Annotated in this window: 21 protein-coding genes and 4 pseudogenes; 3 read left to right on the forward strand and 22 right to left on the reverse strand. The window is 43.4% G+C overall.

Annotated elements, in window-relative coordinates; genetic code table 11:
• Window positions 1-28: 28 nt before the first annotated feature.
• Window positions 29-2,089, reverse strand: coding sequence for a catalase (locus tag SB658_RS17025; protein ID WP_015714970.1), 2,061 nt, complete (start codon window positions 2,087-2,089; stop codon window positions 29-31).
• A gap of 200 nt (window positions 2,090-2,289) precedes the next feature.
• Between SB658_RS17025 and citH the strand changes: the two genes are divergently transcribed.
• Window positions 2,290-3,570, forward strand: coding sequence for a citrate transporter CitH (gene citH / locus SB658_RS17030; protein WP_003227205.1), 1,281 nt, complete (start codon window positions 2,290-2,292; stop codon window positions 3,568-3,570).
• 155 nt (window positions 3,571-3,725) lie between these two features.
• Here the strand turns inward: citH and bglS are convergent, their stop codons facing one another.
• From bglS to SB658_RS17045, 3 genes are all read right to left on the reverse strand, one after another.
• On the reverse strand, window positions 3,726-4,454 hold the full coding sequence (bglS, locus tag SB658_RS17035; protein ID WP_024571825.1) for a beta-glucanase: 729 nt from the start codon (window positions 4,452-4,454) through the stop codon (window positions 3,726-3,728).
• 295 nt (window positions 4,455-4,749) lie between these two features.
• Complete coding sequence (licT, locus tag SB658_RS17040; RefSeq protein WP_003242598.1) at window positions 4,750-5,583, reverse strand: transcriptional antiterminator LicT; 834 nt, start codon at window positions 5,581-5,583, stop codon at window positions 4,750-4,752.
• A gap of 94 nt (window positions 5,584-5,677) precedes the next feature.
• On the reverse strand, window positions 5,678-6,358 hold the full coding sequence (locus tag SB658_RS17045) for a hypothetical protein (protein WP_046664020.1): 681 nt from the start codon (window positions 6,356-6,358) through the stop codon (window positions 5,678-5,680).
• Between the two features lie 206 nt (window positions 6,359-6,564).
• On the opposite strand from SB658_RS17045, the gene SB658_RS17050 reads away from it, so the two are divergent.
• Window positions 6,565-7,851 (forward strand): MFS transporter, encoded by a 1,287-nt coding sequence (locus SB658_RS17050; protein ID WP_003227194.1) that lies wholly within the window; start codon window positions 6,565-6,567, stop codon window positions 7,849-7,851.
• 18 nt (window positions 7,852-7,869) lie between these two features.
• Here SB658_RS17050 and dbpA read toward each other — a convergent pair whose 3' ends face one another.
• The 12 genes and pseudogenes from dbpA to SB658_RS17110 form a co-directional block, all read right to left on the reverse strand.
• Window positions 7,870-9,309: an ATP-dependent RNA helicase DbpA gene (gene dbpA / locus SB658_RS17055; RefSeq protein WP_085185406.1), complete on the reverse strand. Its 1,440-nt coding sequence runs from the start codon at window positions 9,307-9,309 to the stop codon at window positions 7,870-7,872.
• An 81-nt stretch (window positions 9,310-9,390) separates the two neighbouring features.
• Entirely contained in the window at window positions 9,391-10,539 is a 1,149-nt protein-coding gene (locus tag SB658_RS17060) for a rhamnogalacturonan acetylesterase (protein ID WP_144500451.1), read from the reverse strand.
• 371 nt (window positions 10,540-10,910) lie between these two features.
• Window positions 10,911-11,039, reverse strand: a pseudogene (locus tag SB658_RS17065) (hypothetical protein); the annotation flags it as partial.
• A 17-nt stretch (window positions 11,040-11,056) separates the two neighbouring features.
• Window positions 11,057-11,509 carry a hypothetical protein gene (locus SB658_RS17070; RefSeq protein WP_144500450.1) on the reverse strand — a complete coding sequence of 151 codons (453 nt, stop codon included), beginning with the start codon at window positions 11,507-11,509 and terminating at the stop codon, window positions 11,057-11,059.
• Window positions 11,510-11,524: 15 nt separating this feature from the next.
• Window positions 11,525-11,821: a YxiJ family protein gene (locus SB658_RS17075; protein ID WP_144500449.1), complete on the reverse strand. Its 297-nt coding sequence runs from the start codon at window positions 11,819-11,821 to the stop codon at window positions 11,525-11,527.
• 26 nt (window positions 11,822-11,847) lie between these two features.
• Window positions 11,848-12,336, reverse strand: coding sequence for a DUF2716 domain-containing protein (locus SB658_RS17080; protein WP_021480992.1), 489 nt, complete (start codon window positions 12,334-12,336; stop codon window positions 11,848-11,850).
• Between the two features lie 17 nt (window positions 12,337-12,353).
• A pseudogene (locus SB658_RS17085) lies at window positions 12,354-12,806 on the reverse strand (hypothetical protein).
• Window positions 12,807-12,878: 72 nt separating this feature from the next.
• Window positions 12,879-13,205, reverse strand: a pseudogene (locus SB658_RS17090) (DNA-binding protein); the annotation flags it as partial.
• 119 nt (window positions 13,206-13,324) lie between these two features.
• A complete protein-coding gene (locus tag SB658_RS17095) occupies window positions 13,325-13,741 on the reverse strand; it encodes a YxiG family protein (protein ID WP_144500448.1) in 417 nt (138 codons plus the stop codon).
• A gap of 46 nt (window positions 13,742-13,787) precedes the next feature.
• Window positions 13,788-14,081, reverse strand: a complete 294-nt coding sequence (locus SB658_RS17100) for a DNA-binding protein (protein WP_250634986.1) — start codon at window positions 14,079-14,081, stop codon at window positions 13,788-13,790.
• A gap of 636 nt (window positions 14,082-14,717) precedes the next feature.
• Complete coding sequence (locus SB658_RS17105) at window positions 14,718-15,653, reverse strand: DMT family transporter (RefSeq protein WP_021480999.1); 936 nt, start codon at window positions 15,651-15,653, stop codon at window positions 14,718-14,720.
• Between the two features lie 68 nt (window positions 15,654-15,721).
• A complete protein-coding gene (locus SB658_RS17110) occupies window positions 15,722-16,465 on the reverse strand; it encodes an SDR family NAD(P)-dependent oxidoreductase (RefSeq protein ID WP_144500447.1) in 744 nt (247 codons plus the stop codon).
• Window positions 16,466-16,632: 167 nt separating this feature from the next.
• Here SB658_RS17110 and SB658_RS17115 point away from each other — a divergent pair, with 167 nt between their 5' ends.
• On the forward strand, window positions 16,633-17,364 hold the full coding sequence (locus SB658_RS17115) for a 2OG-Fe dioxygenase family protein (RefSeq protein WP_144500446.1): 732 nt from the start codon (window positions 16,633-16,635) through the stop codon (window positions 17,362-17,364).
• 32 nt (window positions 17,365-17,396) lie between these two features.
• On the opposite strand, the gene SB658_RS17120 is transcribed toward SB658_RS17115, so the two are convergent.
• The 6 genes and pseudogenes from SB658_RS17120 to SB658_RS17145 all read right to left on the reverse strand — a co-directional run.
• Complete coding sequence (locus SB658_RS17120) at window positions 17,397-17,843, reverse strand: universal stress protein (RefSeq protein ID WP_113712947.1); 447 nt, start codon at window positions 17,841-17,843, stop codon at window positions 17,397-17,399.
• Window positions 17,844-17,945: 102 nt separating this feature from the next.
• A complete protein-coding gene (bglH, locus tag SB658_RS17125) occupies window positions 17,946-19,355 on the reverse strand; it encodes an aryl-phospho-beta-d-glucosidase (RefSeq protein ID WP_144500445.1) in 1,410 nt (469 codons plus the stop codon).
• Window positions 19,356-19,376: 21 nt separating this feature from the next.
• Window positions 19,377-21,206 carry a beta-glucoside-specific PTS transporter subunit IIABC gene (bglP, locus tag SB658_RS17130; RefSeq protein WP_213384300.1) on the reverse strand — a complete coding sequence of 610 codons (1,830 nt, stop codon included), beginning with the start codon at window positions 21,204-21,206 and terminating at the stop codon, window positions 19,377-19,379.
• A gap of 390 nt (window positions 21,207-21,596) precedes the next feature.
• Window positions 21,597-21,899 (reverse strand): contact-dependent growth inhibition system immunity protein, encoded by a 303-nt coding sequence (locus tag SB658_RS17135; protein WP_038428046.1) that lies wholly within the window; start codon window positions 21,897-21,899, stop codon window positions 21,597-21,599.
• A 45-nt stretch (window positions 21,900-21,944) separates the two neighbouring features.
• Window positions 21,945-22,388 (reverse strand): type II toxin-antitoxin system antitoxin YxxD, encoded by a 444-nt coding sequence (gene yxxD, locus SB658_RS17140; protein ID WP_015714989.1) that lies wholly within the window; start codon window positions 22,386-22,388, stop codon window positions 21,945-21,947.
• A pseudogene (locus tag SB658_RS17145) lies at window positions 22,385-23,665 on the reverse strand (pre-toxin TG domain-containing protein); the annotation flags it as partial. The gene yxxD and the pseudogene SB658_RS17145, both read right to left, overlap by 4 nt.
• Window positions 23,666-23,668: the final 3 nt, after the last annotated feature.

Raw genomic sequence — 23,668 nt, forward strand, 5'->3', positions numbered from 1 at the left:
GTATCTTCCTTAAAGATACAGGAGCCGATCAAATTCGTCTATCCCAATGGCGATGAGCAGAAACCGCATCGATAAATGCCTTGCTGAAAGCGGTGTAGTCAGGTTCATCTTTAGCCGTTACGATGCCTGGCCCCTCTGTTGTCCCGACAGAGGATTGAAGAAGGTCAATTCCTTCATTTGCCGCACCGATCGCCTTGTAGTGATTGTAAGCTTCTCTGATAAACGCCATCGCTTGTTTGTTGTCTTTTAACTCCAGCCCTCCTGCAGCATAGACGGCATCATACAGAACAGAATCAACCGTCAGGAACGTGCCGCTGGCCTCAAGCTGCTGTCCGCTGCCGCTTGTCATATACCCCAGATTTTGACTGATGATATCCACTGTGATTCCTTCTTGCTTTAAGGCTTCCAGTACTGTTTGCAGCTCTTTTTCATGAAATCCGTTTCCGGCGAGTACAGCGACTTTTCTTGTTGACGCGGTTTTCACTGTACGGGCTTGGCTTAACGCAGGCGAAGTAAGAATTTCTTTAGATGCTTTACGCTTCGCGGGCGCCGCCACGCCTACTCCTTTGGCGATTTCTTCTGCTAAATCTGCATCGACATTGCTGAAGACATCAACGACCTGCCGCTGTACGTCTTTGCTTTTGACCTTCCCGACCTCGAAGCAGAAAGCAGAAATGATGTGCTGTTTCTCCACAGGAGACATGCTGTTCCAGAAAAGCTTCGCCTGTGAGTAATAATCGTTGAAGCTGTCGCTTCGCTGGCGGATTTTTTTGCCCTCGACTTTTTCCTGATAGTGGACGTAGCCGCCTTCTTCAGCTGTCGCTGGCGACGGATCATTGTTTTGCAGAGAGTTTTTATGATAAGCGACAGGTCCCTTATTGATCGTCATCCGGTGATAGCCGTCATATTGATTGTTATGGAATGGACATACCGGCCGGTTAATCGGAAGCTCATGGAAGTTCGGACCGCCAAGACGAATCAGCTGTGTATCCGTATAAGAGAAAAGTCGCCCCTGCAATAGCGGGTCATTTGTAAAATCGATGCCCGGCACGACATTTCCCGGGTGGAATGCGACTTGTTCTGTTTCCGCAAACACATTATCCTGGTTGCGGTTCAGCGTCATTTTCCCAATGATCTTCACCGGCACAAGCTCTTCCGGCCACAGCTTAGTCGGATCAAGAATATCAAAATCAAACTTGAATTCATCTTCCTCATCAATCATCTGCACGCCGAGCTCGTATTCAACCTTGCCGCCGTTTTCAATTGTTTCCCACAGGTCACGGCGATGGAAATCCGGATCTTTCCCGGCAATTTTCTGCGCTTCATCCCATACGAGAGAATGCACGCCGAGCACCGGCTTCCAGTGAAATTTCACGAAACGTGCCTTTCCTTGTTCATTGACAAAACGGAACGTGTGCACGCCGAAGCCCTCCATCATTCTGTAGCTGCGGGGGATGCCTCTGTCAGACATCGTCCACATCACCATGTGGGCAGACTCAGGGTTATTGGCGACAAAATCCCAAAACGTATCATGAGCAGTCGCGGCCTGAGGCATTTCATTGTGTGGCTCAGGCTTAAACGCATGAACCAAATCCGGAAATTTGATCGCATCCTGAATGAAAAACACCGGAATGTTATTTCCCACAAGGTCATAGTTTCCTTCTTCAGTATAAAATTTTGTCGCAAAGCCTCTGGCATCCCGCACCGTGTCTGCGGAGCCTTTAGAACCCGCGACCGTAGAAAAACGGACAAATACCGGTGTCTTCACCGAAGGGTCCTGAAGAAATTTGGCCCGTGTATATTCCGTCATTGGTTCGTAAACCTGAAAAAAGCCATGCACGCCATACCCGCGCGCATGCACAACGCGCTCCGGAATCCTCTCATGGTCAAAGTGCGTCATTTTCTCCCGAAAGTGAAAATCCTCCATCAGCGTCGGACCGCGAACCCCGGCTTTTAACGAATGCTCATCCTCTGACACTCGCAAGCCTTGGTTTGTCGTCATTTTCTTCCCGCTGTTATCGGTCCTGTACTGCTCAAGCTGCTCGTCCTTTGAGTGTTCATTTACACGTTTGTTTTGGTCATCACTCATGTCTGCTCCCCCTTTTTAAAACGAAACATTCTACAGCACATTTACCCGTGGCGTTCTTCATATAAACTGCTAATCCGCTCATTAGGATTTTTGGTCTACATATAAATATGCGGTCATACACATTTGAAATAAGCCTTCTTCACAGAAAGAAAGGATGGAAGCGCTTACTAAAAAAGCTGTTGAATAGGGGAGGTCATATCATGCTTGCCATACTCGGTTTTGTGATGATGATTGTCTTTATGTACCTTATTATGTCTAACCGGCTTTCCGCTCTTATTGCTTTGATTGTCGTTCCTATTGTGTTCGCCCTGATCAGCGGATTTGGCAAAGATCTCGGCGAGATGATGATTCAGGGCGTTACAGACCTCGCCCCTACCGGTATCATGCTGTTATTCGCCATCCTGTATTTCGGCATTATGATTGACTCAGGCCTGTTTGATCCTCTCATTGCCAAAATCTTATCGTTTGTCAAAGGAGATCCGTTAAAAATCGCCGTAGGCACAGCGGTTCTGACCATGACCATTTCGCTGGACGGAGATGGGACAACAACCTATATGATTACCATTGCAGCGATGCTGCCTCTCTACAAACGGCTCGGCATGAACCGTTTGGTGTTAGCGGGAATAGCGATGCTCGGTTCGGGGGTTATGAATATTATCCCGTGGGGCGGGCCGACTGCGAGGGTTTTGGCCTCCTTAAAATTGGACACGTCAGAGGTTTTCACGCCGCTGATTCCCGCTATGATCGCCGGCATTCTCTGGGTGATCGCCGTTGCTTATATCCTCGGAAAGAAAGAGCGGAAGCGGCTCGGCGTCATTTCGATTGATCACGCACCGTCTTCCGATCCGGAGGCCGCACCGCTCAAGCGTCCCGCTCTTCAATGGTTTAACCTGCTGCTGACTGTCGCTCTGATGGCCGCACTGATCACCAGCCTGCTGCCGCTTCCTGTTCTTTTTATGACTGCGTTCGCCGTTGCCTTGATGGTTAACTATCCAAATGTCAAAGAGCAGCAGAAACGAATCTCGGCGCATGCGGGTAATGCGTTAAACGTTGTCTCAATGGTGTTTGCTGCGGGCATATTCACAGGCATTCTCTCCGGCACAAAAATGGTGGATGCCATGGCGCATTCTCTCGTTTCACTCATCCCTGATGCCATGGGCCCGCACCTGCCGTTAATCACTGCGATCGTCAGCATGCCCTTCACCTTTTTCATGTCGAATGACGCCTTTTACTTCGGTGTCCTTCCCATCATCGCCGAAGCCGCTTCCGCTTACGGAATAGACGCCGCTGAAATCGGAAGGGCCTCCTTGCTGGGGCAGCCTGTGCATCTGCTCAGCCCGCTTGTGCCTTCCACCTATCTATTGGTTGGAATGGCAGGCGTCAGCTTTGGCGACCATCAAAAATTCACTATTAAATGGGCCGTGGGAACAACGATTGTGATGACGATTGCCGCACTTTTGATTGGGATTATTTCTTTCTAAATGTATGAGCTTGATCAGCATTGAGTGAGTACGTGATTTACAGAGGGGAGAAGATCAAATAGGATATTATGAGTGAATAGAAGATTCATGCCAACAACTTCTCATTACAATCATAAGAGCCTGCTATATTGCAGCAGGCTCTTTCACATTTTGCATTATTTTTTTGTATAGCGCACCCAGTCATAATGAGCGTATAGCGGATTTACACCATTGTAGGAGCCAAGCCATTCATCGACACCCGTGCCATTCCACAAGTTCATCATGATCTTTCCAGGTGTTGTCGGAATTTGGTTTGTTGCAGTATGTTTTAATTGCCCGTCGACATACCATTTAATAGAGTTTGGCTGCCAATCGAATGCATACGTATGATAGGCATTGGCTGCATCAAACCCGAGATCAACAATCTTCTCATGGTTTCCTGCACCATTTGTATAATAGTTAAATTGAACCTTCGTTGTGTCTTTTCCTAAAAATTCGATATCAATCTCATCCCAAGGAGTTCCATCTGTTGGACCTGTGTAAGTGAAGAACGATGAAACGATCCCTGTGTTTTTAGCTGGTTTCATTCTGACTTCATAAAGTCCATAGCCATATGTTTGAACAGAACGGTTTTCCCCGCAGTCAAACTTGTTATAAGCTGGGCTTGTTAGCGCTAAACGCATTTCACCCAATGACGTCATTGATACGTTATTAGCCCGCCACGTGCAGTTGAACATATTTCCATTCGAATAACCATCTGCTTTTTGCCAAAAACCGGAGTTATAGCCGTTAAAAGGGTCAAAAAACGATCCACCTGTTTGAGCCGAGGCAGTAGAAGTGACTGCAAACAAACTCATAAACAATCCAGTGACAAGAAGCAGCAACACTCGTTTCAGATAAGGCATATTGGCATTCCCCTTTCATCGAAAGCGTTTTCTATGTTGATCTTACATGATTCTTTTAAAAGGGAACATCGGTCAAAATAATGATAATACCGAATCTTACTTACTTGAATCCTGTAACTATCATCATCTTCCCTCTGAAAAAAATAAAAACCTAAATTACCATCAGCACAGACAGAGATGATCCGCACTCATTGTAATTTAGGTTTTGCCTGCTTTATCAGTAACAATCCTAGCATTTTCATATGTGAATGTAAGAAAAAGTGAACACAAGGAAACAAAAATGTCAGCGCTCTCATTATGCTTGTTTAACTACCCTTTCTATGTGAATGGTTAAATACAGCAGTTCGTCACTTGTGAGCTTGTGCTCATACTCCCGCTCAATGTAGGTTTGGATTTTCTTCGTGCATTCATACGCGCGATGATACTTTTCTTTCACTGTATCCAGCAAAAAATCGTCCTGGCTTTCCATGTGAGTGCCGTTAAATAGACGCTGCGCGAAAAACTTTAAGTGGGTGACGAACCGATAATAGTGAAGCGATTCTTCGTTGAATTCAATCTTAAAATGGTATTTTACAATACTCAAAATCTCTTGCATGACTTTTGTAATGTTGATGATATTGGGCATCTCTTCATTCAGCTCGGCATTTACAATATGCAGAGCAATAAAGCCTGCTTCATCCTCTGGCAGAGACACACCAGTCTTGTTTTTTACCATAACCAACGCTTCTTTGCCGATCGCAAATTCGTCTTTGTAGAGCCGTTTTGTTTCCCACAGCAAGGCGTTTTTGATATCAAGCCCTTTCTGGTTGCGCTGGATGGCAAAGTTAATATGGTCGGTCAGCGACACATAGATGCTGTCGTTGAGCTTTTTGCCGAGCTGTAATTTTGCGTAGCTGATAATCTCTTCGGATACTTCCATACACTCGATCGGTATATCATACAAAAGGGTTTTGAACTTTTCTGATACATCCTTGTTATCGAGCGTGAACACTTTCTCAATGCGGGCTTCATCGACATCATCGCCGGACTTTTTCTGAAACGCGAGCCCCCTGCCCATGACGACCAATTCTTTCCCCTGTTCATTGACCACACTGATCACATTATTGTTGATCACCTTCGCAATTTTCATGACATGTCCCTCCATTCAACTAAGAACAGACTATATCTTGATTGTACATTCTTTTTGTACTAGGTCAATATCATCAGGGAAAGACAGAAGCTGGTCAGTACAATTCACTCCGTACCTGCTGCCCGGGCTGTTTTTGAAGCAGCGCCTCCAGATGGCGTTCAAATGATGCCTTGTCAGCTTTCTGCTTTTTGACAATGCTGTTCATGATTTTGACGCTTTCGGCGCTGTATTGTGTATATTGTTTTTTCAGCTGATCCAGCTGCTGTCTTGTCTTCTTCGCGTTTTTCGGTGTGACTTGGCCGATGAGTTTGATCATATTGTCTGCGGTCTCAAAAAAAGCGGCTCTATTTTCTGTCAGCTGCTGAATTTCGATCCGGCTCATGTCTTGATTACGCGTTTTTTGAAGCAAGGCGACCGCCTCGCTGTTTTGTTTTTTGAGCGATTTGTTCTCAAGCTTAATCGATTCGAGATTCTCCTTCGCAATGTCTGCTTCTTCTTCAGTCATGCTGATTCGCACGAAGTATTCTGGATTGCCGATTCCATAATCAAATGCTTCGCTCACTTGTATCATGGAACTGAACACAATGGCCAGCTGCCTGTCGCTTGCGAGGGCTTGGAAATCCTGCTTTTTCTTGCTGCTCATCGGTTTGGCTGCGGTTTGTTTTACTGTCTTTTGATCACAGTCTGCGAACATCTGAGCCTCACCTTCACTTTCGCATGCGCTCATCACAAGAACTGTGACCAGCAGGCTTATACACAAGCCTATTCGCCTCATGCTCTGTCTCCTCTCTGCTGAATCCCTTCTGGAAAATACCATGAAATATAGTTAAATGGTACCAGATGCACCTAACCCCAGCAATAAATCAAAAGTATGATTTGAAGCGAAAAAACATAAATATTTTGTAAAAATTGACGTGCATTCCATTCTTTTCAGGCCTATTTCTCGTACAATAGAAGTATCGTTACCGGAGAGGGGCTCTGATGATGAAACGTTTTACGAAACAAGAAAACAGCTGGGTGTTATATGACTGGGCAAATTCTGCTTACTCAATTGTCGTGACCACCGCGGTATTTCCGTTATTTTATAAATCAGCAGCTGCGGAAAGCGGTGTCAGCGCCGCTCAATCGACTGCCTATTTGGGCTATACCATTGCGATTTCAACGTTTATTCTTGCGATGCTCGGCCCTATTTTAGGCACAATCGCCGACTATGAAGGGTGCAAGAAAAAGTTCTTCGGTTTCTTTGTGTCAGCCGGTGTCGCCAGCACCGCGATGCTCGCCTTTATCCCTAGTGAACATTGGCTGCTATTGTTGCTGTTTTATACGATATCGGCTATCGGTTTTTCCGGCGCCAATGTGTTTTATGATGCCTTTCTCGTGGACGTTACGCCTGAGAAGCGGATGAATCTCGTCTCGGCACGGGGTTTTGGCTTAGGATACATTGGAAGCACGATTCCATTTATCATCAGTATTGCTGTCATCCTGCTCGCACAAGCAGAGACGATTCCAGTGTCTGTATCGGCCGCAAGCCAGCTGTCCTTCTTCATAACGGCTGCCTGGTGGGGGCTGTTCACCATCCCAATGATTAAACATGTCCATCAACGCTATTACATCAAAAAAGAACCTCATATTGTCATCAACAGCTTTAAGCGGCTCGGCCAAACGATGAAACGGATCAGACAATACCGGGCACTTTTCCTCTTCTTGCTCGCTTATTTCTTTTATATCGACGGAGTCGGCACGATTATTACGATGTCGACATCCTATGGATCAGATTTAGGGATCGGCTCCTCAAGCCTTCTGATCATCCTATTTGTCACTCAGGTGGTCGCTGCACCGTTTTCGATTGTATACGGAAAACTGGCAGAACGCTTCACGGGGAAGACCATGCTGTACGTCGGGATCGTCATTTATATGATCGTTTGCGTGTATGCCTATTTTATGAAGACAACACTTGATTTCTGGATACTGGCTATGCTTGTCGCCACCTCGCAGGGCGGCATTCAAGCCCTCAGCCGTTCCTATTTCGCCAAGCTTGTGCCAAAGCGCCACGCCAATGAATTCTTTGGCTTCTACAACATTTTTGGAAAATTCGCCTCAATTATGGGGCCGCTGCTCATTGCCGTTACCGCCCAGCTGACCGGGAAATCCTCGACTGCGGTGTTCAGTCTGATCATTTTGTTTGTAATTGGTATTGTGATTCTTGCCTTTGTTCCGGAGGAGACCAGCGCCGATGTCAGCCAGCAGCAAAATGACCTGCCCCTTTAACTGGGAGCAGGTCATTCATCATTTATTCGCTTTATTCACCTTCAGCTTTTTCCCTTTGACGGTTGTGTTCTTCATCACTTTGAGAACATGAGGGCCTTTACCATTTAAAATCTCAACGTATGAGGCGTTATCCATGATCGTAATGATGCCGATGTCGTCAGCTGACACACCGTCAATTTTGGCAATCGTTCCTACAAAATCAACGGCTCTGATTTTCTTTTTCTTTCCGCCGTTAAAATACAGCTTCATAATGTCTTTATTCAGCTCTTCGCTTTTGTCCTTTTTGCTTTCCGGACGGTCATTCATTTTAGCTAGAAATTCTGGTTTCTTCCTTGCCACTTCCTCTTGAGAAGGGGCTTCTATTTTTTGAATCTCAAATCCGATATATTCTTCAATGTCGGCTAAAAACCGTTTTTCGAAGGCCGTGACAAACGAAATGGCCTTTCCTTTGTTCCCTGCGCGTCCCGTTCGGCCCGTGCGGTGGACATAGCTTTCTTTTTCAAGCGGCAGATCATAGTTGATGACAAGGGAGATATTTTCAATATCAATCCCGCGCGCGGCGACATCCGTTGCGACTAAGTAACGGTACTCGCCACGTTTAAATTCATTCATGACGTCGAATCGGTCTTCCTGAATCATTCCGCCGTGAATTTTATCGCATGGATATCCTAAGTCATCCAATTCATCGGTCAGCTGATTGACGTGCTCCTTCGTTCGGCAGAAAATGATGCAGCTGTCGGGATTCTCCGTCATCAGCACATCTTTCAGCAATGAAAATTTATTCTCTTCTCTTACTTGAATCACCGCATGTTCAATATTCCTTGTGGTTAGGCCGGCCGCTTTGACTTCGATATGCTCGGGGTTTTGCATATATTGACGGCTCAGCTTCTCGATATCCTGCGGAAGCGTCGCTGAAAACAGCATCGTTGTGCGCTCAGTCGGCAGATGCTTGATAATCGCCTCCACCTGCTCAATGAAGCCCATATTCAGCATCTCATCCGCTTCATCAATGACCAAATAAGAGAGACGATCCAACGGCAGCGTGCCTTTTTCGATATGATCCAGAACACGTCCCGGCGTGCCGACAACAATGTGGCTTTTTTGCTTAAGCTCAGCTTTTTGTTTATCAAAGGAGGATTTTCCAAATACGGCTGTCGCTTTGATCCGTTTAAATCGTCCGATGTTCGTGATATCTTCCTTTACTTGCACCGCAAGCTCACGGGTTGGAGTTAAAATAAGCGCCTGCGGCTTGTTTTCATCCCAATCCGCCAGCTCACAGAGAGGAATCCCGAACGAAGCCGTTTTCCCGCTTCCCGTCTGTGATTTGACGACAAGATCCTTTCGTTCAAGGGCAGCGGGGATCACGCTCTGCTGCACCTTGGTCGGTTCTGTATATCCCAGTCCTTCCAATGCTCGTAAAATGTCATGACTGATTTGATAGTTTTTAAAATGACTCATGTATAAACTCCTGTCTCTTGCAGATGTTCTCATTATACTCTAATTGACGAAGGCATATGTGTTTTGACGAAAAATGATGTATTAAAAGCCAGCGATTCCCTGGCGTTTTAGCTCCTGAACAGCCAATCGCGCCAGCGCGTCAGCCCCAGCGCGGTTCGGGTGCAGCGTATCTCCGTCCATATAAAGCGCGAGTGTTTTTTCCGGACCGATCGATGTAAAGTATGCCGAGCTGAGGACATTTAAGTCAATGAGATGTGTTTTTTCCTCTTCGGCCAAAGCCAAAATAGAGGCCCTGTACCATCTGTTTACAGACGAATGGATGCCTTCAGAAGTAAAATCGGTCGCCCGGCCCTGAGGCGTTGATAGGATGACGTCCGCTCCTTTCGCTTTTACCTGACGAATCATATCACGCATCATCTCTTTAAACTCCGCTTCAGATTCATTATGCTTCGGATTTGTGTCATTAATGCCAAGCTGCAATATAAAATAATCTCCCGGTTTAATATACTTCAGGATCGCCTCAAGCTGTCCATCATTTCTGAACCCTCTCGCGATCTGCCCGCCGGACGCCATGTTTCTCACTTGAAAGGTGTGTTTATCGATATAGTGAGGCAGCATCTGCCCCCAGCCCGCCTGCTTGCTGCTGTTGAGCGGATAATAATTGCACACCGTCGAGTCGCCGCCGACATAAATGGTTCGTTTCGTCACCGGCTGATCAGACAGTTTCTTGATTTTCAAGGCGCTGAGCGTAAAAGCGGTGCCTGCCTTTCCCTCTATCACCAGCAGATTCAGCTGCCCGTCGGTGACAGGAATTTGGAACGTATCCTCAGCGCCATCCCCTGTCATATTGATGACCTGAAACACGCCCTCCGCTGCCACACTAGCCCTTGCCGTATTGCCAAGCGTCACCTTCACCTCATAAAGGCCGTTCGGGAGATCCACATTAAACGTGTTATTGCTTTTCGTCCCATACGCTAAAAACTGAACCGCATCACTCTTCACACCAGTCCCGGATGCCGCCACATCCTTCATATTCTCCGGTGTTTGAAAACCGTAGCCCTTTGACCGGTCATACCGATCAGACGCCCTGACACCAATGTAATGAGGCTCCACCGAACCGCTTCCAAAGTCAAACTGATACACCTTCGGCTCCGCCGCCTTCACATTCTCAATCCCGCCAAAACCCAGCATCAGCATCATCACAAAACTCGCCGTTATCCATTTTTTCATTAAGAATCCCCCTCTATGAAAACGCATACATTAATGCATACTCGGTGATTGTTTCTTTATGATGACTGAATGAAGAAAAAAATGGCGTTGAAAAATAAAATTGATGTGCCATATTTAAAAAGGGGGTCTCAAGCAAAAAAAGGGGAAAATCAGTGTGACTTCTTGTCACACTTGATCACATCCCAACCTCCGCAATAGAAACTCATCTGATCTTCTTGATCATACACATAATAACGGAGTCTTTCCCATTGATCGTCAGTCGGTTCAATCTCCAACTCAACCGCATCGATGGATTCAAGGTCATCCAGCTTTGATGCACTAATGTCTTCAAACCGCAAATGAATGTCACAGGTTTGAGCTGATAGTTTTAATTCAAACACAGGAATTTGAATATAACGATCATCTTCTTTCATATAGAAAGAAAACTCGTTTAATGTAAATGGACCTGTATCCTCATCAGAAAGATGCTTTTTCAATTTCTCGTATTGTGTGATATTCAAATGAATTCCTCCTATTTTTAGTTACCTCCAACCATATAGATCTCCGCAGCATCGTATTCAAACCATATGATCCGTTCGCCTGAGTCCGTTAGGCATTGGAGCTTCCCTTCTGAAAAATAGCTTTTATCCGGTTGAGGATCAGTGATCAGAAAAACATCATCATTGATGGAAGCTAACAGAAAGAGAAGTCCTGCAATGTCCCGGTCTGCTTTCTGTAATACAGATTGAAAATGAAATTCTCGTTTCGCCAGCTTCGTCACCTTGTAAGCATAACCTTCAAAGTACTTGGATAGGTCTTCTATAAATGAACCAGTCGTTATCACCTGTATCATAATTCGCTCATAGGCAAGCCCTTGCCATACACGATAAAACGACTCTGCATCTTCAAGTTCACACGACATAACAATTTGGTCAGGCTTTAGATCGACCATATCTAAATTTCCGATACTGCTTATAGAGGTTATTTCCATAAAATCTTCCCCTTATCAGTTGGTTAGCGCAACGCAAATCTCTTGTCTGACTTGTTCATACAAGAGAATGTGCTGATACAGATCTTTATCGTTTTTGATCATACCCGGAAGTATGTCAGGATAAAGCTCAAAAAAGCTTTTCTCCAACGTACGCCGCTGATGCCGGGGCATCCTTTTATTCGCCAGCACATAATCCAAACTGCCATCAACAAGCATAAAAAACTCATAGATTTCCGCTTCAAATTCGTACAGTTCATCAGGGTATGCCTTTTCTTCAAGCTCTTGCTGTCTTTTTCTCAGTTTTTCAAACATGCTGATCCCCTCCCTTCGCAACAATCTCATTTATCTTGAAACAAGATAGGCGGATCATGATCAATCGCCTCCAACAGCTCCTCACCAAACACTGTGATTGTACATTTCCACGGGTCTCCCAAAAGTCCCCAAGAGAAGTCCTGATGAAAGAAGAAATAATAGTCTCCGTTTGGAAATACCGGAACAGGCCATTCACCAAATTCATCCTGAGGCATTGCCTGATGAGGACTAAAGGTATATCCGTCATGTTGCCAGTCTAATGCGTACATGACATCGTTCTTTTTAGTGCATGATTGAAATGCTTTTAAAATTGAAGTTTCTAAATCATTCAGCACTCTGACCACATCTCCATTACTGGCTTTACCGCTCATCGCGCTTGAGATATCAAACACTCGATATGGATCAGGCGGGATGATGGGATGACATCTGCTTCCTGGCTTCCATTTAATGAGCTTGTTCACTTCTGACCAGATGCGATCTTGTTTTGTCTGACTTAAAGCGCGCCAATTTACCATAATCTCATCTCTACACCTTACTGGATATCCTGCTTATAAATACCAGAAGAGGCCACTGCGTAAACAGCGTTGCTTGTCAGTTTCAGCTATTGAATGTCTAGGGCTTCACCGTTCGAATCACAGCATGTTATCTCTTTCATCTCTTGACTCACATCGGCAGAAATTAAATAAAGAAACGACTCAAGCTCTTCACTGTAACAATTGAACGTCCCAACCAAAAAACCTTCTTCGGATATCGCGAGCTGATCAAATGCTTCTGAGTCCGGCTCTTTATCCGACAGAATCCACACTCGTCTCACGACCGTTTCATCAAATGCGGCAATGACTGCGTCTCCGTAATACAGCATATAAATCAAGCCGTTTTTTTCTGCAAGTCCATAACAATCATCTACAGCCGGCGCATCCATTTCTTCGAGCTTTCTATCAATGTGTATTTCCTTCTGCTGACCATCTAACGTAAAACACCACACACTATGGCCGTTGGGATTCTCATCATGATAAATCCCTTCATCACATAAACCGACCCAAAGCTGTTGTTTTTCATCCAAAAGACAGCAGGAAACCCCTGAAGGTAAGTGAAAAGCACTTTTCACCCTTCCCTCTTCTGAAAAAACCTTTACCTTCGGCTCATACGATTCGTAATAAACGAAGACATAGCCATCTGCACATTGTTGAAAGAGCAGGATATCACTGTATGAAATCTGCTCTTTCACTTTAAAAACCCGAATATCACCGGAAGGATCATAGATTGAGATGGTCACATCACCTTTCACACCTTTTCCAATGTAGACACGCCCCAGTGGATCAGCATGGAAAAAACAATCTTGGGTGTCCATGTTGATAATTTTATTCATTTTTAATTTTTTCATTTGTTATGCTCCCAGTTTAGAAATGAAGTGATAATTAAGCATTTATTAGCTATTAGTAACGGACAGCCTAGTTTCATTAATCGTTTTGATATAAAGCTACTTTCCAATTCAGTCTTAAATCATTTAGTGTTTAATTGGTATGCATAAAACGATTGATCATCAAAGCGAACGGTTTCAGCTTCTATAGCAATCAGCATTCTGTTCATGTCAATAAGAAAGTTAGCATTTGATTGATACTCCGGAATTATAGAATTTGATAGATTCCCGTTTCCTTCTGGATGATAACTCATCTCAAATACTTGCCAATTGTATTCTTCCGGATCTATTTTTTCCAATCTCATGTCGCCAACATCTGCACTATAATAAGCGGATGCCACATTTTGAAATAATATTTTATGGGTATATTCAGCTTCACTTTCAAAAACCTTTATATTAAGTGAGAGCTCTTTTTTATACACATTAAAATCTAAATAAAGGACACTGCACCCCTCATCAATGTAATCAACCCATTCACTAATTGTTTTGTACATTGTCATCTCCTGCCTCTTTTTTAATCAATAACACCTTACCACCAAACACAAATTACTCCATATATTGTTTGATCCAATCATTCAAATCATCTGTTGAATGTAAATAAGTTTCAGGAGAATCTTTCAAATCAATCCCACTTAGAAGGATTAACATACTCCAGACTCTATCATCTTCTACTTCGGGGTCATCCGCATGAACATAAGTTCCAGCCCAATCCGACACTTCTTCTCTTGTTGTTTGTCCATTTAAGACACTTTTGATTTTATTTATGCATTCTATTAGCTTTGGCTCGCTCAATTTGATCACCACGCACTCAATCTTCGTTTGGTATACCGATAATTCTATTTATTTTATTAAAGCCTGCTAAGCAATCAGATGATCAACAGACAATTCGGTAAAGATCCTCTACCGAATGAATTCTATTATTCGCTTTGAAGATCCAAACAAATTATTAAATAATTGTTAAATGATATTTAGAATATTTTCTCTGTTTATTGTCCCTATTCTGATAGTCTCGGAGTCTATTATTTCTATTTGGCAGAAGACCCCATTCAGTAAATCTTTAACAAGTGTTTTTTCTGTTAAATGAACTCTGCTCAATATATCCTTTAACTTAACGTCTTTTTAGTAAAATGATATTCTCATGAGCAACATTTGCATTTTTAGATTCTTGCAGAGTATATATAATCATTACTATCGCTTTTTAATATTAACTAAGTTTTCAATATATTGTATGCTCTATTGTTTTATATTTTTTTCAAGCCAATCATAGTCATTAAGAGTTGATATTTCATCAAAATAGTACATTCACTTTTCCTTTTACTAATTGAGAAAGCTTTTTTTTCGCACCAAGAATTTGAAATAACTGTATTATTGATTTAACATGTTAGCTTCATTGGAATAGGATTACAATATTTTTCTAGAATGTTTATGTTATTTTAAGAATCAAAAAAGGCCGCATAGGCCTTTTTACATTTTCCATTATTGCATTTGTTCAATATCCGTACCCTCAGCTGTCACATTCGCCTTCCCCTGCCTCCTGACAAGCGTCAAGGCCATGCCCGCAAAGATCAGCACGATGCCAAGCGTTTGATAGAGGTCAGGGCGGAAGCCTGTGAAGACGGTATCGAGCACGATCGCGACAGCGGGGTCGAGAAATACAATGATTGAAATAAATTTCGTTGATAAAAATCGCAAACTGTCAAAAAACAACAAATATACAATACCCGTATGGATGATGCCGGTAGATACCACCATAATCCAGTTTCCCTGAGATAGGTCAGCAAAAGCACCAAAGTGAATAAACGGAATCAGGATGATAACCCCTAAACCCGTCTGCAAGAAGGTGGTCGTGTAAGGACTGAGATTGTGAATGCCTTTTCCCAATAAAGTGGTGAACGCATAAAACAGTGCGGCGAGAACTGCCCATATGATCCCTGATCCCATCAGCTGTGTCAATGAAGTGCTGCCGTTAATCCCGGAAATCAGCGCAGTTCCCAGAAAGCAGATGATAATGGAGCTGACGGAGATCACATTTAATTTCTCTCTGTAGAGGAAGCTCCCCAGAAGAAGAACAAGCACCGGCGCTAGATGATAAACGGAGATGGCAATTGTAACGGACGTTTCTTCAAAAGACTTAAATAAGAACACCCAGTTGAATACAAGAAAGAAACCGCACGCCAATGTTTGCAGCACGTCTCTCTTGCTCCATTTTTCAGTTTTATACTGGCCGGACGCCAGCCAGCAAAGGCCTAAAAACAGCGTCGCGCAAAGGCAGCGGACAAAGACTAATTCAAATGACGGCAGATTGGTATGCTCTGAGAAAAAGCCGATAGAGCCGAAAATCACCATGGAGATGACCATTTTGATTACGGCTGTTGATTTTTGTTTTGGTGTGATTGAGAGATCTTGCTGCATCAAGCGTATTCTACCTCCAATTATGTATAGGGAAAAGCACCCCAACTGCAAGGTGCTTTTCCTTTTTTTTATAGTTTCTTGCCGGCCGTCCAGCCGCCGTCTATGACAAAGTTTGAACCTGTAATAAAGTGCGCCTCATCAGAAGCCAAATACTTCATACAGGAAACGATATCACTCGGCTGCCCCCACGTATGAAGGGCATGGTTATCCTTGATCAGCTGAACCATTTCATCGTCTTGAAAATACTCTTCCGTTAATTCTGTTTGGATCACGCCCGGTGAAATGCTATTCACCCTGATCCCCTTTGATCCGAATTCCATAGCGAGCTGCTTCGTCAGTCCGATGACCGCATGCTTGGAAGACACATAGGCAGCCCGCGCAGGCTCTGCCATCAGCCCGGACACAGAGGCGATGTTGATTATACAGCCTTGTTTCCCCAGCTTTGACCACAGCCTTGCCGCGTCCCGAGAAAGAATAAAGGCGGCCGTGAGGTTAATGTCTATGACCTTTTTGAATGATTCTGCCGATAATTCAAGAACAGGTGTGATTTCCCTTATCCCTGCTGCATTGATTAAGATGTCCGGAATCAATTGGCTTTGTTCAAGCTTTGTCATCAAAGATTCCGCCTGCCGGACATCAGACAAGTCTGCTTTTTCCATGTGAAACTCACCGTTTACTATAAATTCTGACATTTTATTCGTTTGAATATCCACTCCAACGACTCGAAAGCCTTCTGTTAGAAATTGCTTTACCGCCGCAAAGCCGATTCCGCTATTTGCCCCAGTTATCATTATATTCTTTTTCTTCATCATTTTACATTCTGCCTTTTTTCATTTTGGTAATTTGTAATAATCTCAATATTATTATTTGACAATATATTACAAATAATTTAGCATTGCACTACATCCTCTATTTTCCACATTTTCTATCGTACAGGAAATTACTAAAAAAATCATCTACTTTTTAAGGAGAGATTCATATGGTTCAAGTTTCAAACGTACAAAAAGAGTTGACATCCGATATTTCTAAATATGCTTCTTTTTTAAAGGAAAACGGCTATTCGTATATCCCAGCAGATTTCTATCAGCAGAAAACAAAGGACGCTGCAGTCCGCGAACTACAGCTTACATATGATGATTTGAAAGCTGATCCTAAAGGAGGCGGCCGTTACAGAGCGCATTCCCGCTACATTTTGGCTCCTCACTCCGACACTCTTGAATTAGATCCGGATAATGGATATTTCCAATCAAAAGAATATAATTATGATGATGGCGGTATCGTCAGACAATTTGAAAAAATATCAGATGAGTTTCTACAGCATCCTGTAACGCGGCAAATGATACATTCAAATGTAGAAATGGCCCGCCAAACCGATTTTGTAGATTGGGAGAAAGAAGTGATCGTCGGGCTTCACCAAGTGAGATATCAAGTGACACCTGACGCGCCTTCATACAGCTCACCCATTTGGCTGCATCGTGACGATGAACCGCTTGTTTTCGTCCATCTATTTCAACTGAGCGAAGATGCTATCGGAGGAGATAACTTAATTGCTCCGTCTGTTAAGCAAATTGATAAAGTGCTGCGGCTGACAAACCCGCTTGAGACACTTGCTCTCGGGCAAAAGGTCTTTCATGCGGTTACACCGGTCGGCACTGCCAATAGAGATGGTGCACATCGAGATATATTATTAGTTACATTTTCTAACAGATAAAAAAAAGCGCCCAAGGGCGCTTTTTTACAAATCTATCGAACAATCAAAACCGGGCATGTTGATAATTGAGACACTTTATGGCTGACGCTTCCAAGCATCATTTCTTTCAGGCCGCTGATCCCCCGGCTGCCAACTACAATCAGGCTGACGCCTTTCTCTTTTGCGTGATTTAGTATCTCATGCGCCGGCTCGCCATTCGCGTAAATGGTTTCAGCTTGAACGCCTTTTTCGGCTGCTTTTTCTTTTGCATTCTCAAGGATTTTCAGGCCCTCTTTTTTAACCTCGCTCCTGATTTCATCAATAAAGTGTTCAGGCACATAGACAATTCCCGTCAGAGAAGAAGTCGTGACGACGGCTTCTCTCCCCACATGAAGAATGCTTAGTTCCGCTTGCTGCTCTTTTGCCAAATGCACTGCGGCATCAAGCGCTTTTGCACTCATGTCTGATCCGTCAATCGCTACTAACATTTTGTTAAACATGCTCTTCCCGCCTTTCGGACTGTGGGTGGTTCATCTTTCTCTTTTATTGTCCGCCTGCATTTCGTTATTGTCAATTGAAGCGCATGATTTTTCAAAAATTTGTCAGAGACTCTCTCCGTTTGTGGCGATAACCTGCTGATACCAGTTGAAGCTTTTTTTCTTGATGCGGTTAAATGTTCCATTTCCTTCATTGTCCCTGTCCACATAAATGAAACCGTAGCGTTTTTTCATTTCCGCAGTAGATGCGCTGACAAGGTCAATTGGCCCCCATGATGTGTATCCGATTAATTCAACGCCGTCCGCAATGGCTTCGCGCGCTTCAAATAAATGATCACGCAGATAGTTGATTCTGTAATCGTCCTGAATCGTGCCGTCCTCTTCAACCTTGTCTACAGCGCCAAGGCCATTTTCAACAATGAACAGCGGCTTCTGATAACGGTCGTATAAGGTGTTGAGCGTGATGCGCAAGCCTTTCGGATCAATTTGCCAGCCCCATTCTGATGATTTGAGGTAAGGGTTTTTGACTCCGCCCAGCAGGTTGCCTCCTGATTTTGCAAGCTCTTCCGGATCTGTGCTCGCCGCCATCGACATGTAGTAGCTGAATCCAATATAATCCACCGTATGTTCTTTCAAGAGCTCTTCATCGCCTTCAGCCATTTCAATTTCAATATTGTTTTCTGCCAGATAGCGTTTCATATATCCCGGGTATGCGCCTCTTGCCTGAACATCTGAGAAGAAAAGTGTTTTGCGCTCATTCTCTATTGCCGCGAAGACATCCTCCGGCTTAGAAGTCATCGGATAGGTTGTCGTTGCCGCTATCATACAGCCGATTTTCGAATCAGGAATGATGTCGTGGCCCGCTTTGACAGCAAGAGCACTGGCCACAAATTGGTGGTGTGCCGCCTGGTACATCGCGTTTAATTTGTTTTCTCCTTCTTCAAAAACAAGACCGCCTCCGGTAAATGGCGCATGGAGCACCACGTTAATTTCATTAAACGTCATCCAATACTTCACTTTGTGTTGATAGCGTTTGAAAACCGTTTTGGCATAGCGTTCATAAAACTCTATGACTTTGCGATTCTTCCAGCCGCCATAATTTTTCACTAAACCGAGCGGCATTTCATAATGAGAGATGGTTACGACAGGCTCAATATGATGCTTTAACAGCTCATCAAACAGATCATCATAAAATCTGAGACCGTCTTCATTGGGCTCCTCTTCATCGCCATTCGGAAAAATTCTCGTCCACGCAATCGATGTGCGGAACGCCTTAAATCCCATTTCTGCAAATAAGGCGATATCCTCTTTATAACGATGATAAAAGTCAATCCCGTTGTGATACAGATTCAAGGAAGTCATTGATTCATCAAATGGAGACATGATCCCGTTCGGCGATACGTCAGCTGTCGAAAGCCCCTTACCACCCTCGTTATAAGCACCCTCCACTTGGTTGGCAGCAACTGCGCCGCCCCATAAAAATCCTTCTGGAAATCGTTTTGCATTTGAACTCATATTGATCACCCCATCAGTTTTTTAAGATAAAGCAAGCAGCGCTTCTTTTGGCTGCACTTTACCGATCTCTTTCACCGGCGAAAACGAATATTGGTCTGTGTTGGTCACAATCACCGGGGTAATGACGTCATATCCCGCGGCTTTGATTTGCTCCAGATCAAAGGACACGAGCGGATCTCCCGGTGCGACCTTGTCGCCTTCTTTGACGTGAGCCGTGAACCATTGTCCCTCCAGCTTTACCGTGTCCAATCCAATGTGTATGAGTATTTCAGCTCCCTGATCACTCGTAATGCCAATGGCGTGTTTTGTTTTAAAAATGGTGGTAACGCTTCCACGAACAGGCGACACAACTTCTCCTTCTTCAGGCTCAATGGCGAATCCTTTTCCCATGATCCCGGCAGAAAACACTCCGTCTTTGACTTCACTTAATGCTTTCACTTCTCCCTTAATCGGGCTGTGAATGATCTCTCTGCTGCCTTCTTGCACTGCCGGCTGCTGGCTGCCGTCAGAAGGCACATCCTCGAATCCAAGCAAATACGCAGCTGCTGTTCCCGCCGCAAACGCAATCACAAGGCCGATCATCGCGTAAATAAACGTTGGGCCGATAAAGACAGGGATGCTCGGGAGACCTGCATTCCCCCCGACGATATAGGAAGCAACACCCGTCATGCCGTAAAACGCGCCACCGGCTGCACCGCCAATCAAAGCGGCCGCAAACGGCTTTTTCAATCGCATATTCACGCCGTACATCGCAGGTTCTGTAATCCCCATCAGCGCCGTGATGCTTGTGGTAAGCGCAAGTGATTTAAATTTTTTGTTTCTGGAGCGAAGGAAGACGGCAAATGATGCTCCCGCCTGCCCCATATTCGCCAAAAACATAGCCGGCAGTAAATAATCGTGGCCGTTTTGAGCGATGTTGTTGATCATGATCGGCACAAAGGCATAGTGCATGCCCGTCATAATGATTAAAGAGAATGTACCCGCCAGCAAAATCATCGCCACAAGCCCTGCATGATCAAACAAATAATTGACCCCAGAAGACAAGTATTCTCCTAAAATAGCGCCAAGCGGACCGACTGTAATCAATGTCAGCGGCACGACAATCAATAGCGTGAATGTCGGAACCACAATCAATTTGAGAGATGCGTGTGTAAAACGGTCAATCCATTTTTCTACGTACGAAGCAATCCAAATCGCCAGCAAAATCGGGATGACCGTTGACGAATAAGTGGCAGCGGTTACAGGAAGCCCGATAAAGGAAATCGGTTTCCCCGCACCGAGCAGGGCTGTCAAATCCGGATGCAGAATCGCCGCCGCAATGGCTGCCGCTACGTACGGATTGCTTCCGAATTTTCTCGCCGCACTCATCGCTAGCAGGAGCGGCAGGAAGTAGAACGCGCCGTCACCGACAGCCGTTAAAATGACATGAACCTGGCTCTTCTCCGCCATCCAGCCAAACGTAACTGCCAGCGCAACAAGCCCTTTGATCATCCCCGCTCCCGCAATCGCAGGCAAAATCGGGGTAAACACACCAGAAATCACATCAAAGACCGCACTCAGAACATTCTTTTTCTGAGAGGATGAACCAGCGCTCTTTTCATCACTGAGATTGCTGTGCCGCACAATCGCCTGATACACCTTCGGCACATCGTTTCCGATAATGATTTGAAACTGCTCGCCGCTGATATTGGTGCCCATCACTCCAGGCAGCTGCTCCAGCTGACTGCGATCCGCCTTCGCGTTGTCATGAAGATTAAAACGCAGCCTCGTCATGCAGTGGATCACGCGCTGAACGTTTTCTTCACCGCCTACGAGTTGTAATATGTCCTTCGATAATTTATCATAATCCATGTGTATACCTCCTTTTTATGGGGGGACTGCTGGATGAAAGGTGGCCGCCTTTCACCAGCTTTTTTTGTATCAAATGCCGCATCACCTCCTAAAAGAGAATAAAAAAAACCTAAATGACACAGATTGCGAGAGTCTCCTCCTGCACCTGCACCATTTAGGTTTTGCCTGCTTTCACAGTAACAATCCTGACGGGTCGTTTTATTTGTTTGTAGGTATACTTTAGCACTAGATTTGCGGGATGTCAACGCTTTCATTTTTGGTGTTGACTATCGTTTCTAGAACAAAAGTAATCATAAAGATTTGAACTTAGTATTAACTTCAATAAAAAATTATTGTAATTAAAAACCTTGAAAGGCATTTTTTTCAATCAAGGTTATGAATCGTTACCGTTTAAATTTTTTTTAAAGACTTCTTTATCTGTACTATTACATTCTTTAGCCAATCTATTGGTTCTAAATTAAACGCAGGAAAATACACGCCATCTGCGCAAGATTGAATGTAATCGTTTTTCTCATTTTCTGAATGCTCACTTTTAATAAAATCCGTTAAAAAGACAATAGCATCCTCCAAATATTCTTTACTTTCCTCTGTTAATAACTCTTGTATAGCGTCATCAGGAGTTTCAATATCTTGATGGAATGTTCCAGCTAAAAACTGAAAAACAGGGTCCTTCTGTTTATTGATCAATAACATGTCATCTTGCTCCTTTAAGGGAGAGGTAACGGGATAATGTTAAAATCATTCATCATCTAATAAATCAAGATAATACTGATCATTCTCTTCTATTTTTCTTAAGAACTCGGTAAGAGAAGTTGCAATTTGAATATCATAATAGTAAATCGGATTTTTATTATTATCATTTAATTCAATTGACATTAATGCCGATTCACTACCTTCAAAAAATATTAATTTATCATTCTCAAACTCATCATATATTTCTATGTCAGGATAAAATTCAAAGTCATTTATCCTCAATCGAAAGTCTCTTACAGAATATGGATCCAAAATGCGATTAGTATTAAACTCTGATCCTTTAATAAACCCATAGCCAACTTCTAAATAAAAATTCACTAATTCACTAGGTAATTTTAAGTTTAAATTTTTTTCAACCTCTTCAATCTCACTTTGATTCACTGGATAAAAATCATTTTCTTTGTTTGCTTTTATAAAATTATAACTCATTTTTTTTTGCCTCCTTTAAATAATTCATTTGCTGGTGAGCCTGTACCATGAATCCCAGCTTGATGCTCGTTAGGAAATTTTGCTGGATGCATATTCCACCATTCATGTTCTCCGCCAAAAGTATTTTCAATTATATGGTGAGCATCATACTTATCCCCTTTTTTTCTAATAATTTTACCTGTTTTTTCAGATACAACATTTTCCTTATAAACAGGCCATTTTTGTCCAGTGTTTTCTTCCCATTCTTTTATAACTTTATTTTTTACTTTATCAAATTTAGTCCTGTGTTTTGCAGTCTCTATTGGTGACATTTTTTTATATTCTTTATTTCTTAATGCTTCCTTTAATTTATCTATTTGATTTTTAGGTAATTCTCTACCTGTGCGTTGTTCTATATCTCTAGCATACTTTTTTATTAAATCAGAATTAATTTTATTAGCAGATCCACTTACATCATTCGCAATTTTCCCTTTATCCTTAGCAACGTTTTTAACTTCCGAAGCCTTCTTAGCCTTTTTCCCATCATTAATAAGTTTATTAATATCTATTAACTTTTCTAACTTAGCTATTTTGGCAAGTGGTACTGAGTTTATGGAGGCAACAACACGGTCTTTCCCTGTGACTTTTTCGCCTGATACCGGATCTCTGCCCGTGGCTGCCTTAAAAAGATCATACACGCCGGTAAGTTCTACAGCTGTCTCTAAAATTTTCACATATCCATTCTCATCCACTTTAATGTCCGAAAGCGAGACGACAGGTTCAAGCTTCATGTCATTACCAGATATGTATACATTGTAAAGTGTATCATTATAAACGACTTGCTTAACCTCTGCATTTGAGAAATCAGTTTTTATATGTTCTCTATGTTCACTCGTATTATACACTTTACCATTGATAACGATGATATTTTTACTTACCTTTTTAGAATCACCCGTTTTGACAACTGAATCCACTTTAGACTTTTCATTCTCGGCTAATTTCTTCAGCATCATCTCCATCGGAGAATCAACCGCCTGCTTCATTTGCGGGTTAATCGCGCCGAAGGTTTGGTTGATGTTTTCTTCCTCCTGCGATTTCAGGATGGAGCCGCTTTTGTAGCCTGTGATTTCAATTTTCGGACCGGTGTACATGGTTTCAAGCTGGTCTATATATTTTTTCATCGTTTGAAAATCTGATTTTGCGGTTTCTAGTGCTTGGGTTTGCTGGCCGTCAAATTGAAAGAGCTTATTCAGGGTGTCTGAAATCAGTCGCTCAGCCTGTTCTGTTTTATAAAAAAACTC

Source organism: Bacillus sp. SIMBA_008 (assembly GCF_046535495.1).
Classification (GTDB): Bacteria; Bacillota; Bacilli; order Bacillales; family Bacillaceae; genus Bacillus; species Bacillus subtilis.

Excerpts from the sequence above, each read along its gene's own strand:
- SB658_RS17025 (WP_015714970.1), bottom strand. The coding sequence starts at position 2,089 with ATGAGTGATGACCAAAACAAACGTGTAAATGAACACTCAAAGGACGAG.
- citH (WP_003227205.1), top strand. The coding sequence starts at position 2,290 with ATGCTTGCCATACTCGGTTTTGTGATGATGATTGTCTTTATGTACCTT.
- bglS (WP_024571825.1), bottom strand. The coding sequence starts at position 4,454 with ATGCCTTATCTGAAACGAGTGTTGCTGCTTCTTGTCACTGGATTGTTT.
- licT (WP_003242598.1), bottom strand. The coding sequence starts at position 5,583 with ATGAAAATTGCGAAGGTGATCAACAATAATGTGATCAGTGTGGTCAAT.
- SB658_RS17045 (WP_046664020.1), bottom strand. The coding sequence starts at position 6,358 with ATGAGGCGAATAGGCTTGTGTATAAGCCTGCTGGTCACAGTTCTTGTG.
- SB658_RS17050 (WP_003227194.1), top strand. The coding sequence starts at position 6,565 with ATGATGAAACGTTTTACGAAACAAGAAAACAGCTGGGTGTTATATGAC.
- dbpA (WP_085185406.1), bottom strand. The coding sequence starts at position 9,309 with ATGAGTCATTTTAAAAACTATCAAATCAGTCATGACATTTTACGAGCA.
- SB658_RS17060 (WP_144500451.1), bottom strand. The coding sequence starts at position 10,539 with ATGAAAAAATGGATAACGGCGAGTTTTGTGATGATGCTGATGCTGGGT.
- SB658_RS17070 (WP_144500450.1), bottom strand. The coding sequence starts at position 11,509 with ATGGAAATAACCTCTATAAGCAGTATCGGAAATTTAGATATGGTCGAT.
- SB658_RS17075 (WP_144500449.1), bottom strand. The coding sequence starts at position 11,821 with ATGTTTGAAAAACTGAGAAAAAGACAGCAAGAGCTTGAAGAAAAGGCA.
- SB658_RS17080 (WP_021480992.1), bottom strand. The coding sequence starts at position 12,336 with ATGGTAAATTGGCGCGCTTTAAGTCAGACAAAACAAGATCGCATCTGG.
- SB658_RS17095 (WP_144500448.1), bottom strand. The coding sequence starts at position 13,741 with ATGACAATGTACAAAACAATTAGTGAATGGGTTGATTACATTGATGAG.
- SB658_RS17105 (WP_021480999.1), bottom strand. The coding sequence starts at position 15,653 with ATGCAGCAAGATCTCTCAATCACACCAAAACAAAAATCAACAGCCGTA.
- SB658_RS17110 (WP_144500447.1), bottom strand. The coding sequence starts at position 16,465 with ATGATGAAGAAAAAGAATATAATGATAACTGGGGCAAATAGCGGAATC.
- SB658_RS17115 (WP_144500446.1), top strand. The coding sequence starts at position 16,633 with ATGGTTCAAGTTTCAAACGTACAAAAAGAGTTGACATCCGATATTTCT.
- SB658_RS17120 (WP_113712947.1), bottom strand. The coding sequence starts at position 17,843 with ATGTTTAACAAAATGTTAGTAGCGATTGACGGATCAGACATGAGTGCA.
- bglH (WP_144500445.1), bottom strand. The coding sequence starts at position 19,355 with ATGAGTTCAAATGCAAAACGATTTCCAGAAGGATTTTTATGGGGCGGC.
- bglP (WP_213384300.1), bottom strand. The coding sequence starts at position 21,206 with ATGGATTATGATAAATTATCGAAGGACATATTACAACTCGTAGGCGGT.
- SB658_RS17135 (WP_038428046.1), bottom strand. The coding sequence starts at position 21,899 with ATGTTATTGATCAATAAACAGAAGGACCCTGTTTTTCAGTTTTTAGCT.
- yxxD (WP_015714989.1), bottom strand. The coding sequence starts at position 22,388 with ATGAGTTATAATTTTATAAAAGCAAACAAAGAAAATGATTTTTATCCA.